The sequence below is a fragment of the Mesorhizobium sp. M1027 genome (assembly GCF_040318745.1).
GTDB lineage: Bacteria > Pseudomonadota > Alphaproteobacteria > Rhizobiales > Rhizobiaceae > Mesorhizobium.
In genome coordinates this window covers 1-14,620 of record NZ_JAMYMW010000024.1, presented here as the reverse complement: position 1 = coordinate 14,620, position 14,620 = coordinate 1, and the positions used below count along the sequence as shown (strand labels likewise).

Sequence of the window (14,620 nt, the reverse complement as noted above, 5' to 3'; positions counted from 1 at the left end):
CCCCGGCCGCCCCGAAAATTAGCACCGCCCTGCGGCACGCGGCCGCCCCAACTGAGTACATAATTTACGTGTGTTCACCGGCCGCCCGGCGCCGCGCCCCCCGCCACTCCTTTCGCGTCGAAGGGAGGCTGCGTAACGCGAAGAGTGCGAAAACCTCTTTCCTGAGGGCCGCAAACCGGCCTTCAGGAAACGGGTTTTCTCCCGTTTCTGGCCCACCGCCAATTGGTGGTGGGTGAAAAGACAAGAAGCCGCCGACAGGCGGCGGGCAACAAGACAGGGCCGCCAAGGTGGCCCGAGATGCAAGGCGAGCCGCGGCGAGGCTCGTCCCGAGAATTGAGCTAAGGAGCGACGATGGCCCAGACCCAGACTTTCAATGGCCGCAGACGCGTACGCAAGTTTTTCGGAAAGATCCCGGAAGTTGCGGAGATGCCGAACCTGATCGAGGTTCAGAAGGCATCCTATGACCAGTTCCTGATGGTGGAGGAGCCCAAGGGCGGGCGTCCTGACGAGGGGCTGCAGGCAGTTTTCAAGTCGGTCTTCCCGATTTCCGATTTTTCCGGCTCCTCGATGCTGGAATTCGTGAAGTACGAGTTCGAGGGACCGAAATTCGACGTTGACGAATGCCGTCAGCGCGACCTGACCTACGCGGCGCCGCTCAAGGTGACGCTGCGCCTCATCGTGTTCGATATCGACGAGGATACCGGCGCGAAGTCGATCAAGGACATCAAGGAGCAGGACGTTTACATGGGCGACATGCCGCTCATGACCTTGAACGGCACCTTCATCGTCAACGGCACCGAGCGCGTCATCGTCTCGCAGATGCACCGTTCGCCGGGCGTCTTCTTCGACCATGACAAGGGCAAGTCGCACTCGTCCGGCAAGCTTCTGTTTGCCGCGCGCGTTATTCCCTATCGCGGCTCATGGCTCGACATCGAGTTCGATAGCAAGGACGTCGTGCACGCCCGTATCGACCGCCGCCGCAAGATTCCGGTCACGTCGCTGCTGATGGCGCTCGGCATGGACGGCGAAGAGATCCTGTCGACCTTCTACAACAAGATCACCTACAAGCGCGCCGGCGACCATTGGCGTATCCCGTTCAACGTCGAGCGTTTCCGCGGCCTCAAGGCCGTTGGTGACCTGGTTGACGCCGACACCGGCGAGGTCGTCGTCGAGGCCGGCAAGAAGATCACTGCCCGCCAGGCCAGGGCGCTTGGCGAAAAGGGTCTCAAGGCGATCAAGGCGACCGACGAGGATCTGCTCGGCAACTATCTCGCCGAGGATATCGTCAACTATGCGACCGGTGAGATATTCCTCGAAGCCGGCGACGAGATCGACGAAAAGACGCTGAAAGTGCTGCTCGGCACCGGCGAGGACGAGATCAAGGTTCTCGACATCGACCATGTCAACGTCGGCGCCTATATCCGCAACACGCTCAACGTCGACAAGAACGAGAGCCGCCAGGACGCACTGTTCGACATCTATCGTGTCATGCGCCCGGGCGAGCCGCCGACGCTCGAGACCGCCGAAGCCATGTTCAACTCGCTGTTCTTCGACAGCGAGCGCTACGACTTGTCGGCCGTCGGCCGCGTCAAGATGAACATGCGCCTCGAGCTCAAGGCCGAGGACACCGTGCGCGTGCTGCGCAAAGAGGACATCCTGGCCGTGGTCAAGACGCTGGTCGAACTGCGCGACGGCAAGGGCGAGATCGACGACATCGACAATCTCGGCAATCGCCGCGTGCGCTCGGTCGGCGAGCTGATGGAGAACCAGTACCGCGTCGGGCTGCTGCGCATGGAGCGCGCGATCAAGGAACGCATGTCCTCGATCGAGATCGACACGGTGATGCCGCAGGACCTGATCAACGCCAAGCCGGCGGCTGCCGCCGTGCGCGAGTTCTTCGGTTCCTCGCAGCTGTCGCAGTTCATGGATCAGACCAACCCGCTGTCGGAGATCACCCACAAGCGCCGTCTTTCGGCGCTTGGACCGGGCGGTCTGACCCGCGAGCGTGCCGGTTTCGAAGTGCGCGACGTGCATCCGACGCATTACGGTCGCATCTGCCCGATCGAGACGCCGGAAGGCCCGAATATCGGCCTGATCAACTCGCTGGCGACCTTCGCGCGGGTCAACAAATACGGCTTCATCGAGAGCCCGTACCGCAAGATCGTCAATGGCAAGCTGACCAATGAGGTCGTTTACCTGTCGGCTATGGAAGAGGCCAAGCACCACGTCGCGCAGGCCAATGCCGAGCTCGACAAGAATGGCCATTTCGTCGACGAATTCGTCATTTGCCGCAACGCCGGCGAAGTGATGATGGCGCCGCGCGAAAACGTCGATCTGATGGACGTATCGCCGAAGCAGATGGTGTCGGTGGCCGCGGCCCTGATCCCGTTCCTCGAGAACGACGACGCCAACCGTGCGCTGATGGGCTCGAATATGCAGCGTCAGGCCGTGCCGCTGGTGCGCGCCGAAGCGCCGTTCGTCGGCACCGGCATGGAGCCGATCGTCGCCCGTGACTCGGGGGCCGCCATCGGCGCCCGCCGCGGCGGCATCGTCGACCAGGTGGACGCGACGCGTATCGTCATCCGCGCCACGGAAGATCTCGATCCCGGCAAGTCCGGCGTCGACATCTACCGGCTGATGAAGTTCCAGCGTTCGAACCAGAACACCTGCATCAACCAGCGTCCGCTGGTGCGCATGGGCGACCGGGTCAACAAGGGCGACATCATCGCCGACGGCCCGTCGACCGAGCTCGGCGATCTGGCCCTCGGCCGTAACGTGCTGGTCGCGTTCATGCCGTGGAACGGCTACAACTACGAGGATTCCATCCTCCTGTCCGAGCGCATCGTCGCCGACGACGTCTTCACCTCGATCCACATCGAGGAGTTCGAAGTCATGGCCCGCGACACCAAGCTGGGGCCGGAGGAGATCACGCGCGACATTCCCAACGTCTCGGAAGAAGCGCTGAAGAACCTCGATGAGGCCGGCATCGTCTACATCGGTGCGGAAGTGCAGCCGGGCGACATCCTGGTCGGCAAGATCACGCCGAAGGGCGAAAGCCCGATGACGCCGGAAGAAAAGCTGCTGCGCGCCATCTTCGGTGAAAAGGCCTCGGACGTGCGCGACACCTCGATGCGCATGCCTCCGGGAACCTTCGGCACCGTCGTCGAAGTGCGTGTCTTCAACCGCCACGGCGTCGAGAAGGACGAGCGCGCCATGGCGATCGAGCGCGAGGAGATCGAACGCCTCGCCAAGGACCGCGACGACGAGCAGGCGATCCTCGACCGCAACGTCTATTCGCGTCTTTCCGACGTTCTCGTCGGCAAGGAAGCGATTGCCGGGCCGAAGGGCTTCAAGAAGGGCTCGAAGCTGTCGAAGGACACGCTCGACGAGTATCCGCGTTCGCAGTGGTGGCAGTTTGCCGTGGAGAACGAAAAGCTCCAGAGCGAACTGGAAGCCCTGCGCGGCCAGTACGACGATTCCAAGAAGGCGCTCGAGCAGCGCTTCATGGACAAGGTCGAGAAGGTGCAGCGCGGCGACGAAATGCCTCCGGGCGTCATGAAGATGGTCAAGGTCTTCGTGGCCGTGAAGCGCAAGATGCAGCCCGGCGACAAGATGGCCGGCCGGCACGGCAACAAGGGTGTCGTGTCGCGGATCGTTCCGGTCGAGGACATGCCTTTCCTCGAGGACGGCACGCATGCCGATATCGTGCTCAACCCGTTGGGTGTGCCGTCGCGCATGAATGTCGGCCAGATCCTGGAAACGCATCTGGGCTGGGCTTGCGCCGGAATGGGCAAGAAGATTGGCGATCTGATCGACGCGTACAAGACTGCGGGCGACATCAAGCCGCTGCGCAAGACGCTCGAGAGCTTCATGCCGGCCAACGACCGCAACGAGCCGATCCGCGAATATGACGACGAGAGCATCATTCGCCTCAGCGAGCAGATGCGCCGCGGCGTCTCCATCGCGACACCGGTGTTCGACGGCGCGCACGAGGCCGACATTAACATCATGCTGGAGCAGGCGGGCCTGCACACCAGCGGTCAGTCGCAGCTCTATGACGGACGCACCGGCGAGCCGTTCGATCGCAAAGTGACGATGGGCTATATATATATGCTCAAGCTTCACCACCTTGTGGACGACAAGATCCACGCGCGTTCGATCGGGCCGTACTCGCTCGTTACCCAGCAGCCGCTGGGCGGCAAGGCGCAGTTCGGTGGCCAGCGCTTCGGCGAGATGGAGGTCTGGGCGCTCGAAGCGTACGGCGCCGCCTACACGCTGCAGGAGATGCTGACGGTGAAGTCGGACGACGTCGCCGGCCGCACCAAGGTCTACGAGGCGATCGTCAGAGGCGACGACACCTTCGAAGCCGGCATCCCCGAGAGCTTCAACGTTCTCGTCAAGGAAATGCGGTCTCTCGGCCTCAATGTCGAGCTGGAGAACACCAAACTCGACGACAACCCGATCCGGCTGCCCGACGCGGCCGAATAAGCAAGACGCTCGGTCGCGGGAGAGGGCTCTCGCGACCGGGGCGCACCCAAATTCTTCGGCCGATGGCCGATCAAGTCGGCGGGCGTTTGGCCCGCGCTAGATGCAAGGGGTTTCGAGGACCCCGAAAAGGAGAACGGCATGAACCAAGAGGTCATGAATCTCTTCAATCCCCAGGCGCCCGCGCAGGTGTTCGATTCCATCAGGATCTCGCTTGCCAGCCCTGAGAAGATTCTGTCCTGGTCGTTCGGCGAGATCAAGAAGCCGGAGACCATCAACTACCGCACCTTCAAGCCGGAGCGTGACGGTCTGTTCTGCGCGCGCATTTTTGGTCCGATCAAGGACTATGAGTGCCTGTGCGGCAAGTACAAGCGCATGAAGTACAAGGGCGTCATCTGCGAGAAGTGCGGCGTCGAAGTCACGCTGTCGCGCGTCCGCCGCGAGCGCATGGGCCATATCGAACTGGCGGCACCGGTCGCCCATATCTGGTTCCTGAAGTCGCTGCCGTCGCGCATCGGCACGCTGCTCGACATGACGCTGAAGGACATTGAGCGGGTCCTCTACTTCGAGAACTACATCGTCACCGAACCCGGCCTCACCGCGCTGAAGGAGCACCAGCTGCTCAGCGAGGAAGAGTACATGATGGCCGTCGACGAGTATGGCGAGGATTCGTTCACCGCCATGATCGGCGCCGAGGCGATCCACGACCTTCTGGCCGGCATGGACCTCGAGAAGATCGCCGGCGATCTGCGTTCGGAACTGGCTTCGACCACCTCCGAGCTCAAGCATAAGAAGTACCTGAAGCGGCTCAAGGTCGTCGAGAACTTCATGGAATCCGGCAACCGTCCGGAATGGATGATCATGAAGGTGGTTCCGGTGATTCCGCCGGACCTGCGTCCGCTTGTCCCGCTGGACGGCGGCCGTTTCGCCACGTCCGACCTGAACGACCTTTATCGCCGCGTCATCAACCGCAACAACCGCTTGAAGCGGCTGATCGAGCTGCGCGCGCCCGGCATCATCGTGCGCAATGAAAAGCGCATGCTGCAGGAAGCCGTCGATGCACTGTTCGACAACGGCCGTCGCGGCCGCGTCATCACCGGCGCCAACAAGCGTCCGCTGAAGTCGCTGTCCGACATGCTGAAGGGCAAGCAGGGCCGGTTCCGCCAGAACCTGCTCGGCAAGCGCGTCGACTATTCCGGCCGCTCGGTCATCGTCACCGGTCCGGAGCTCAAGCTGCACCAGTGCGGCCTGCCGAAGAAGATGGCGCTCGAACTGTTCAAGCCCTTCATCTACGCCCGTCTCGACGCCAAGGGTTACTCCTCGACCGTCAAGCAGGCGAAGAAGTTGGTCGAGAAGGAGCGTCCGGAGGTCTGGGATATCCTCGACGAGGTCATCCGCGAGCATCCGGTGCTGTTGAACCGCGCGCCGACGCTGCACCGCCTCGGCATCCAGGCGTTCGAGCCGATCCTGATCGAAGGCAAGGCGATCCAGCTTCACCCGCTGGTCTGCACGGCCTTCAACGCCGACTTCGACGGCGACCAGATGGCGGTCCACGTGCCGCTGTCGCTGGAAGCGCAGCTCGAAGCCCGCGTGCTGATGATGTCGACCAACAACATCCTGCACCCGGCTTCCGGTGCGCCGATCATCGTGCCGTCGCAGGACATGGTTCTCGGTCTCTACTATCTCTCGATCGTCAACCAGAACGAGCCGGGCGAGGGCATGGTGTTTGCCGACATGGGCGAGCTCCAGCACGCGCTCGAGACCAAGGCGGTGACGCTGCATGCCAAGATCAAGGGGCGCTTCCGTACGGTCGACGCCGATGGCAAGGTCGTGTCGAAGATCTACGACACTACGCCTGGCCGCATGATCATCGGCGAACTTCTGCCGAAGAACCACAATGTGCCGTACGAGACCGCCAACCAGGAGATGACCAAGAAGAACATCTCCAAGATGATCGACACCGTCTACCGCCATTGCGGTCAGAAGGAGACGGTCATTTTCTGCGATCGCATCATGGCTCTCGGCTTCAGCCACGCCTGCCGTGCCGGCATTTCGTTCGGCAAGGACGACATGCTGATTCCGGACGCCAAGATCAAGCTGGTGTCCGACACCGAGGCTTTGGCCAAGGAGTACGAGCAGCAGTACAACGACGGCCTGATCACCCAGGGCGAGAAGTACAACAAGGTCGTCGACGCCTGGGCCAAGTGCTCGGAAAAGGTCGCCGACGAAATGATGGCCCGCATCAAGGCTGTCGAGTTCGAGGACAACGGCCGTCAGAAGCCGATGAATTCGATCTACATGATGTCGCACTCCGGTGCGCGCGGTTCGCCCACCCAGATGCGCCAGCTCGCCGGCATGCGCGGCCTGATGGCCAAGCCTAGCGGTGAAATCATCGAGACGCCGATCATCTCGAACTTCAAGGAAGGCCTCACCGTGCTCGAGTACTTCAACTCGACCCACGGCGCCCGCAAGGGTCTGGCCGACACCGCCTTGAAGACGGCGAACTCGGGCTATCTGACGCGTCGTCTCGTCGACGTGGCGCAGGACTGCATCGTCAACTCGCTCGACTGCGGCACCGACAAGGGCCTCACTATGCAGCCGATCGTCGATGCCGGTCAGGTCGTCGCTTCGGTTGGCCAGCGCGTTCTCGGCCGCACCTCGCTCGACGACATCACCCACCCGGTCACCGGCGAGGTTCTGGTCAAGGCCGGAACGCTGATGGACGAGCGGGACGTGGAACTGATCGAAAAGGCCGGCGTGCAGTCGGTCCGCATCCGTTCGGCGCTGACCTGCGAGGTCAGGGTCGGCGTCTGCGCGGTCTGCTACGGACGCGATCTGGCCCGCGGCACGCCCGTCAACCAGGGCGAGGCTGTCGGCGTCATCGCGGCGCAGTCGATCGGCGAGCCGGGCACCCAGCTCACCATGCGTACCTTCCACATGGGCGGCACGGCGCAGGTGGTGGATTCCTCGTTCCTTGAAGCCTCCTATGAGGGCAAGGTCGAGATCCGCAACCGCAACGTGGTGCGCAACTCCGACGGCCAGCTGATGGTCATGGGCCGCAATATGGCGGTGCTGATCCTCGACGAGGCAGGCAAGGAACGCGCCACGCACCGCGTCACCTACGGTTCGCGCATCTTCGTCGACGATGGCGACAAGGTGAAGCGCGGCCAGCGTATCGCCGAGTGGGATCCTTATACCCGCCCGGTCCTCACCGAAATCGAGGGCAAGGTCGCGTTCGAGGATCTGGTCGACGGCATTTCCGTTCAGGAAACCGCCGACGAATCGACCGGCATCACCAAGCGCGAGGTCATCGACTGGCGTTCGACGCCACGCGGCAACGACCTCAAGCCGGCGATCGCCGTCCTGGATGCCAAGGGTAAGGTCGGCAAGCTGTCGAAGGGTGGCGACGCCCGCTTCCTGCTCTCGGTCGAGGCCATTCTTTCGGTCGAGCCGGGCGCACAGGTTCGCCCCGGCGACGTGCTGGCGCGTATTCCGATGGAAAGCGCCAAGACCAAGGACATCACCGGCGGTCTGCCGCGTGTTGCCGAGCTGTTCGAGGCACGCCGTCCGAAGGATCACGCCATCATCGCTGAGATCGATGGCACGATCCGCTTCGGCCGCGACTACAAGAACAAGCGCCGTATCATCATCGAACCGCATGACTCGACGCTTGAGCCGGTCGAATACCTGATCCCGAAGGGCAAGCCGTTCCATCTCCAGGACGGCGACGTCATCGAGAAGGGCGACTATATCCTCGACGGCAATCCGGCGCCGCACGACATCCTGGCGATCAAGGGCGTGGAGGCGCTTGCCTCCTACCTCGTCAACGAGATCCAGGAGGTCTACCGACTGCAGGGCGTGTCGATCAACGACAAGCACATCGAGGTGATCGTTCGCCAGATGCTGCAGAAGGTCGAGATCACCACGCAGGGCGATTCGACCTACATTCCGGGCGACCACGTCGACGTGATCGAACTGGAAGAGGTCAACGAGCGCCTGGTCGAGGAAGGCAAGAAGCCGGCAGAAGGCCAGCCGGTGTTGCTCGGCATCACCAAGGCCTCGCTGCAGACGCCGTCCTTCATCTCGGCCGCCTCCTTCCAGGAGACGACGAGGGTGCTGACCGAAGCTGCGGTTGCCGGCAAGACCGACATGCTGCAGGGCCTGAAGGAAAACGTCATCGTTGGCCGGCTGATCCCGGCCGGCACCGGCGGCACGATGAGCCAGATCCGGCGCATCGCCACCTCGCGCGACGAGCTGATCATCGACGAGCGCCGCAAGGCGTCCGGCGTCGAGGTCGCCGAGCCGATGCTGACCGACATGGCTTCCGCCGCGCAGTAAGCGCGCAAGAAAGAGAAGATAGAAAAGGGGCCCAAGTGGCCCCTTTTCGCATTTTGGTTCTCTAATCGGACCGGAGAAGAAAACAATGAGCATGAAGACCTGGGCTTCTGTCGACGACTACATTGTCGAGGCTCTTTTCGATGCGGATCCCGCCCTCGATGCCGTTCTGGCGGCCAACCGCGACGGCGGCCTACCGGCGATCGATGTTTCGCCGGCACAAGGTAAGCTGCTGTCACTTCTTGCGCGAATGCAGGGAGCCAAGAAGGTACTCGAAATCGGCACGTTGGGCGGCTACTCGACAATCTGGATGGCGCGAGCGTTGCCCGTGGACGGCAAGGTCGTGACGCTCGAGCTTGATCCGCACCACGCCAGTGTCGCGCGGTCGAACTTTGAACGCGCAGGGGTGTCGGACCGGGTAGAACTGCGGGTCGGACCGGCGCTTCAATCGCTTGCGGCGTTAGGCGCCGAGAATGCCGGGCCATTCGACTTCATCTTCATCGACGCCGACAAGCCGAACAACCCGCACTATCTGTCGTGGGCCATGCGTCTTTCGAGGCCGGGGACCGTCATCGTCTGCGACAATGTCATCCGTGACGGCGCGGTGGTGAATGAAGATGGTCGTGACGCCAACGTCGAAGGGGCACGCGCGGCGTTCTCGTTCATCGGCGGCGACAAGCGTCTGGAAGGCACCGCGATCCAGACTGTTGGCGCCAAGGGCTATGACGGCTTTGCCATAGCGATCGTCGACTGAACTTGCGCGGTGAGGGGCCGGACCTGCGATCCGGCCGACGCCCACTCGTCAATCGAAAAACGCTTCCACCACATTGCGCTTGCCCAGCATGAAGGCATCGGCAACGTGCTGGAGGGGCGCGAGATCGACGTCGGAGGTACCCGCGCGCACGATCTCGGCAAAGCGCTTGTAAAGCATCGGGTATTCCGCTTCCGGCTCCTCGTGAACGACGCGGCCGTCGACGGCGAGCTTCGAGCCGCCGCCGGAAAGCACCATTTTACCCTGGTCCGTCTCGGCCAGGATGTCCCAGCTCTGCGGGCCGGTCTGAAGCCAGTCGAGTTCCATCGTCACCGGCAATCCATGCGAGGTGCGGAAGGTGACATGGGCCCCGACCGGGGATGCACGGTTCTCCGGAAAATCGAGCTCTGCCGAACTGATGAACATTGGCGGCAGGATGTGGGTGGCGATCGACAGTGCGTTGATGCCGGGATCGAAGACGCCGAAGCCGCCCGGTGCCCAGATCCACTCCTGGTTCGGATGCCAGCGGCGGACATCTTCCTTCCAGATGATGGCGGCCGATCTGATTTTGGTTGAACCGAGGAAAGCGCGAGCGGCCTCGACAGCCGGCGCATAGCGTGAATGCCAACTGGCGAACAGGCAGACGCCGTTCGCTGCCGCCAGCGCCTTCAGGTCCTCGACCTCGCTGACGGTCGCGCCCGGCGGCTTTTCCAGGAAGACATGCTTTTTCGCCACCAGCGCCGTGTGTGCGGCGTCATAACGGAACTGCGGCGGCATGCACAGCGACACCGCCTCGAGCTCCGGCACCGCATCGAGCATCGCCTCGATCGTCGGGAAATTCGGGATGTCTTCGACTTTGCCGTGGCGGCTCGCTGCGGCGACCAGGCGATAATCCTGGTCCTTCGCCAAGGCCGGCAGGTGCTGGTCGCGGACGATCTTTCCCACGCCGACGATGCCGAGCTTGATGGGATTAGAGGACATGGGAGCTCCGCAGGTTGAGTGTGCTTGGTTTTACCGGAGGTCGCTTCTTAGCAGAGAACTTGTGTCGGGCAAGTCGCCGGGCGTTTGTCGCCGGCCGTGAGATCGACCGCGATTCAGATCGCTTCAGATCGGCACATCGAAGGTCACGATCGACACTTCGCCTTCGAGCGCGCCCTGATAGGCGGACAGATGCGGCTCCTCGTCGGGCACGCCGTCCAGGTCGCCGATTTGGTCGAGCTCGGCCTCGGCGTAACCTTCCGCGGCAAGTGATTCGAGAGCGCGGCGCACCGCCGAATCGTCGTCCGGGGCGACCAGCATCACATGCACGCCTTCCGGCTTGCCGCCTTTGCGCTTCCACACCCGGCCGGTAATGATGGTGACCGGGCGCTCCTCATTGTCATTCACGGGTTCGTACCTCCGGGCGAGGGGTTTTGGGCTGTTCATGCCGCCTTTTCGCACGAAGCACGGCGTGGAAACAGCCGCAAGCCGGTCACTTTCTGCCTTCCTCTTGAAAAACGGCGCAAGAAAATTACATGCATTTTTCGCATGGCTGCCAAACCTCGGGTTCAGCGCAATATTTGCCGCTCCGGGGTTGACGGACAGTGGCCACACGAGTAGAAACCGCCCAGTCAGAACCGATGTGAGGCTCTCGCTTCCGAAGCGACACGCTTTGGAGTTTGCCTCAAACAGGGTTCGTTTTACGAGCGAAAAGACATTTCCGGCGTGCATGAAGCGGCTTCCGCTTCCTCTGCCATTTGTTCGGGCAAGACCGCGAGGCGCGGTTTGTGGCCCGAATTTGCGTATGGAAATGACGCTTTGAGCGGCCCTGACCGGGCAAGACACGGAATTGAGAGACAAGAGGGTTTAATGCCTACCGTCAACCAGCTGATCCGCAAGCCGCGCATTGCGCCGGTGAAGCGCAACAAGGTCCCGGCCATGCAGCAGAACCCGCAGAAGCGGGGCGTCTGCACGCGCGTCTACACCACGACGCCGAAGAAGCCGAACTCGGCGCTGCGCAAGGTGGCCAAGATCCGTCTGACCAATGGTTTTGAAGTGATCGGTTACATCCCCGGCGAAGGCCACAACCTTCAGGAACACTCGGTGGTGATGATCCGCGGCGGCCGCGTCAAGGATCTTCCGGGCGTCCGTTACCACATCATCCGCGGCGTGCTCGACACGCAAGGCGTGAAGAACCGCAAGCAGCGCCGTTCGAAATACGGCGCCAAGCGTCCGAAGTGACCGAAGCGTAGCCAAGGTCGTTCCGGACGGCGTCAAGCGACGATCCGGGATCCAGGCCACCGCGTAGAATTGAGGCAGAGAAAAAATGTCCCGTCGTCACAGTGCAGAAAAGCGTGAGATCAATCCGGACCCGAAGTTCGGCGACCTGATCGTCACCAAGTTCATGAATGCCGTCATGTATGATGGCAAGAAGTCGGTTGCCGAGACCATCGTCTACGGCGCGCTCGACCAGGTTCAGTCCAAGACCAAGCAGGAGCCGGTCACCGTCTTCCATCAGGCGCTCGACAATGTCGCGCCGCATGTGGAAGTGCGTTCGCGCCGCGTCGGCGGCGCCACCTACCAGGTTCCGGTCGACGTGCGCCCCGAGCGCCGGCAGGCATTGGCCATCCGCTGGCTGATCGCTGCCGCCCGCAACCGCAACGAGACCACCATGGTCGACCGCCTCTCCGGCGAGCTGATGGACGCGGCCAACAACCGCGGCACCGCCGTCAAGAAGCGTGAAGACACCCACAAGATGGCAGAAGCCAACCGCGCTTTCGCGCACTACCGCTGGTAAAGCGCGAACGAGACTGAAGAGGCACCTCCCATGGCCCGCGAATATAAAATCGAAGACTACCGCAATTTCGGTATCATGGCGCATATCGACGCCGGCAAGACGACGACCACCGAGCGCGTCCTCTATTACACGGGCAAGTCGCACAAGATCGGCGAAGTCCACGACGGCGCTGCGACCATGGATTGGATGGAGCAGGAGCAGGAGCGCGGCATCACCATCACGTCGGCCGCCACCACGACCTTCTGGAAGGGTCGCGACGGCAAGATGTATCGCTTCAACATCATCGACACCCCCGGCCACGTCGACTTCACCATCGAGGTCGAGCGTTCGCTGCGCGTGCTCGACGGCGCCATCGCGCTGCTCGATGCCAATGCCGGTGTCGAGCCGCAGACGGAGACCGTCTGGCGCCAGGCCGACAAGTATCGCGTGCCGCGCATGATCTTCTGCAACAAGATGGACAAGATCGGCGCCGACTTTTACCGCTCGGTCGAGATGATCGGTTCGCGCCTCGGTGCGCATGCCGTAGTCATGCAGTTGCCGATCGGCGCCGAGACCGAGTTCAAGGGTGTCGTCGACCTCGTCGAGATGAACGCGCTGGTCTGGCGCGACGAGACGCTGGGCGCTGCCTGGGACATCGTCGAGATCCCTGCCGACCTCAAGGCTCGTGCCGAAGAATACCGCGAGAAGATGATTGAGGCCGCCGTCGAAATGGACGAAACGGCGCTCGAGAATTACCTCGAAGGCAAGATGCCGAGCAACGACGAGATCCGTGCGCTCATCCGCAAGGGCACGATCGCGGTGAAGTTCTATCCGATGTTCTGCGGCTCGGCCTTCAAGAATAAGGGCGTGCAGCCGCTGCTCGACGCCGTCGTCGAATATCTGCCGTCGCCGGCCGATGTCCCTGCCATCAAGGGCGTCGACGCCAAGACCGACGCCGAGATCGAGCGTCATGCCGACGACAACGAGCCGCTGTCGATGCTCGCCTTCAAGATCATGAACGACCCGTTCGTCGGTTCGCTCACCTTTGCCCGCATCTATTCGGGCAAGCTCACCAAGGGCATCTCGGTCGACAACACCGTGAAGGGCAAGAAAGAGCGCATCGGCCGCATGTTGCAGATGCATGCGAATTCGCGCGCCGACGTCGAAGAGGCGTTTGCCGGCGACATCGTCGCCCTCGCTGGTCTCAAGGACACCACCACCGGCGACACGCTCAGTGATCCGCTGCATCCGGTCATCCTCGAGCGCATGGAATTCCCCGATCCGGTTATCCAGATCGCCATCGAGCCGAAGACCAAGAACGACCAGGAAAAGATGGGTCTCGCCCTTCACCGCCTGGCCGCCGAGGATCCGTCCTTCCGCGTCAAGACCGACGAGGAAAGCGGCCAGACGATCATCTCCGGCATGGGCGAACTTCACCTCGACATCATCGTCGACCGCATGCGTCGCGAGTTCAAGGTCGAGGCCAATGTCGGCGCACCGCAGGTGGCCTACCGCGAGACGATCACCCGCAAGCACGAGCAGGACTACACGCACAAGAAGCAGACCGGCGGTACCGGCCAGTTCGCCCGCGTCAAGATCCTGTTCGAGCCGAATCCGGAAAGCAGCGAATTCGAGTTCGAAACCAAGATCGTTGGCGGCGCTGTGCCGAAGGAATACATTCCCGGTGTCGAAAAGGGCATCAACAGCGTCATGACCTCGGGCCCGTTCGCCGGCTTCCCGATGATCGGCGTCAAGGCGACGCTGATCGATGGCGCCTACCACGACGTGGACTCGTCGGTTCTGGCCTTCGAAATCGCCGGCCGCGCCTGCTTCCGTGAAGCAGCGCCCAAGCTTGGCGTGCAGTTGCTCGAGCCGATCATGAAGGTCGAGGTGGTGACGCCGGAAGATTACGTCGGCAGCGTTATCGGCGACCTGAACGGCCGTCGTGGCCAGATCCAGGGCCAGGAAGCCCGTGGCGTCGCGGTGGTCATCAACGCGATGGTGCCGCTCGCCAACATGTTCAAATACGTGGACAACCTTCGCTCGATGAGCCAGGGCCGCGCGGCCTACACGATGCAGTTCGACCATTACGAGCCGGTCCCGACCGCGGTCGCCCAGGAAGTCCAGAAGAAATACGCGTAACTCGAAACGAGTTGCACCAGTAACTTAATTCAAGGCCCGCACGGGCTGGCAGGAATGGAGAGATCACATGGCAAAAGGTAAATTCGAGCGCACTAAGCCTCATGTGAACATTGGCACGATTGGTCACGTCGACCATGGCAAGACGTCGCTGA

General features: G+C 62.3%; 8 protein-coding genes and 1 pseudogene. 7 read left to right on the top strand and 2 right to left on the bottom strand.

Annotation, left to right across the window (positions count from 1 at the left end; genetic code table 11):
• The first annotated feature begins 351 nt into the window (after nt 1-351).
• The 3 genes from rpoB to NKH50_RS28750 all read left to right on the top strand — a co-directional run bounded on the left by rpoB (nt 352) and on the right by NKH50_RS28750 (nt 9,574).
• Nucleotides 352-4,488 (top strand): DNA-directed RNA polymerase subunit beta, encoded by a 4,137-nt coding sequence (gene rpoB / locus NKH50_RS28760; RefSeq protein ID WP_352509951.1) that lies wholly within the window; start codon nt 352-354, stop codon nt 4,486-4,488.
• Between the two features lie 138 nt (nt 4,489-4,626).
• Nucleotides 4,627-8,823 (top strand): DNA-directed RNA polymerase subunit beta', encoded by a 4,197-nt coding sequence (gene rpoC, locus NKH50_RS28755; RefSeq protein WP_352882551.1) that lies wholly within the window; start codon nt 4,627-4,629, stop codon nt 8,821-8,823.
• Nucleotides 8,824-8,908: 85 nt separating this feature from the next.
• The gene (locus NKH50_RS28750) at nt 8,909-9,574 is read left to right on the top strand and encodes an O-methyltransferase (protein WP_352882549.1); all 666 of its coding nucleotides are present in this window, start codon (nt 8,909-8,911) and stop codon (nt 9,572-9,574) included.
• A 48-nt stretch (nt 9,575-9,622) separates the two neighbouring features.
• On the opposite strand, the gene NKH50_RS28745 is transcribed toward NKH50_RS28750, so the two are convergent.
• Entirely contained in the window at nt 9,623-10,552 is a 930-nt protein-coding gene (locus NKH50_RS28745) for a Gfo/Idh/MocA family protein (protein WP_352882546.1), read from the bottom strand.
• Between the two features lie 123 nt (nt 10,553-10,675).
• Nucleotides 10,676-10,957, bottom strand: a complete 282-nt coding sequence (locus tag NKH50_RS28740; protein ID WP_254817147.1) for a transcriptional regulator — start codon at nt 10,955-10,957, stop codon at nt 10,676-10,678.
• Nucleotides 10,958-11,419: 462 nt separating this feature from the next.
• Here NKH50_RS28740 and rpsL point away from each other — a divergent pair, with 462 nt between their 5' ends.
• The 4 genes and pseudogenes from rpsL to NKH50_RS28720 form a co-directional block, all read left to right on the top strand.
• Nucleotides 11,420-11,791, top strand: a complete 372-nt coding sequence (gene rpsL / locus NKH50_RS28735) for a 30S ribosomal protein S12 (protein WP_006333356.1) — start codon at nt 11,420-11,422, stop codon at nt 11,789-11,791.
• Between the two features lie 85 nt (nt 11,792-11,876).
• The gene (gene rpsG / locus NKH50_RS28730) at nt 11,877-12,347 is read left to right on the top strand and encodes a 30S ribosomal protein S7 (RefSeq protein WP_008875664.1); all 471 of its coding nucleotides are present in this window, start codon (nt 11,877-11,879) and stop codon (nt 12,345-12,347) included.
• 30 nt (nt 12,348-12,377) lie between these two features.
• The gene (gene fusA / locus NKH50_RS28725; RefSeq protein ID WP_254817148.1) at nt 12,378-14,468 is read left to right on the top strand and encodes an elongation factor G; all 2,091 of its coding nucleotides are present in this window, start codon (nt 12,378-12,380) and stop codon (nt 14,466-14,468) included.
• Nucleotides 14,469-14,535: 67 nt separating this feature from the next.
• Nucleotides 14,536-14,620, top strand: a pseudogene (locus tag NKH50_RS28720) (GTP-binding protein); the annotation flags it as partial.

Excerpts from the sequence above, each read along its gene's own strand:
- rpoB (WP_352509951.1), top strand. The coding sequence starts at position 352 with ATGGCCCAGACCCAGACTTTCAATGGCCGCAGACGCGTACGCAAGTTT.
- rpoC (WP_352882551.1), top strand. The coding sequence starts at position 4,627 with ATGAACCAAGAGGTCATGAATCTCTTCAATCCCCAGGCGCCCGCGCAG.
- NKH50_RS28750 (WP_352882549.1), top strand. The coding sequence starts at position 8,909 with ATGAGCATGAAGACCTGGGCTTCTGTCGACGACTACATTGTCGAGGCT.
- NKH50_RS28745 (WP_352882546.1), bottom strand. The coding sequence starts at position 10,552 with ATGTCCTCTAATCCCATCAAGCTCGGCATCGTCGGCGTGGGAAAGATC.
- rpsL (WP_006333356.1), top strand. The coding sequence starts at position 11,420 with ATGCCTACCGTCAACCAGCTGATCCGCAAGCCGCGCATTGCGCCGGTG.
- rpsG (WP_008875664.1), top strand. The coding sequence starts at position 11,877 with ATGTCCCGTCGTCACAGTGCAGAAAAGCGTGAGATCAATCCGGACCCG.
- fusA (WP_254817148.1), top strand. The coding sequence starts at position 12,378 with ATGGCCCGCGAATATAAAATCGAAGACTACCGCAATTTCGGTATCATG.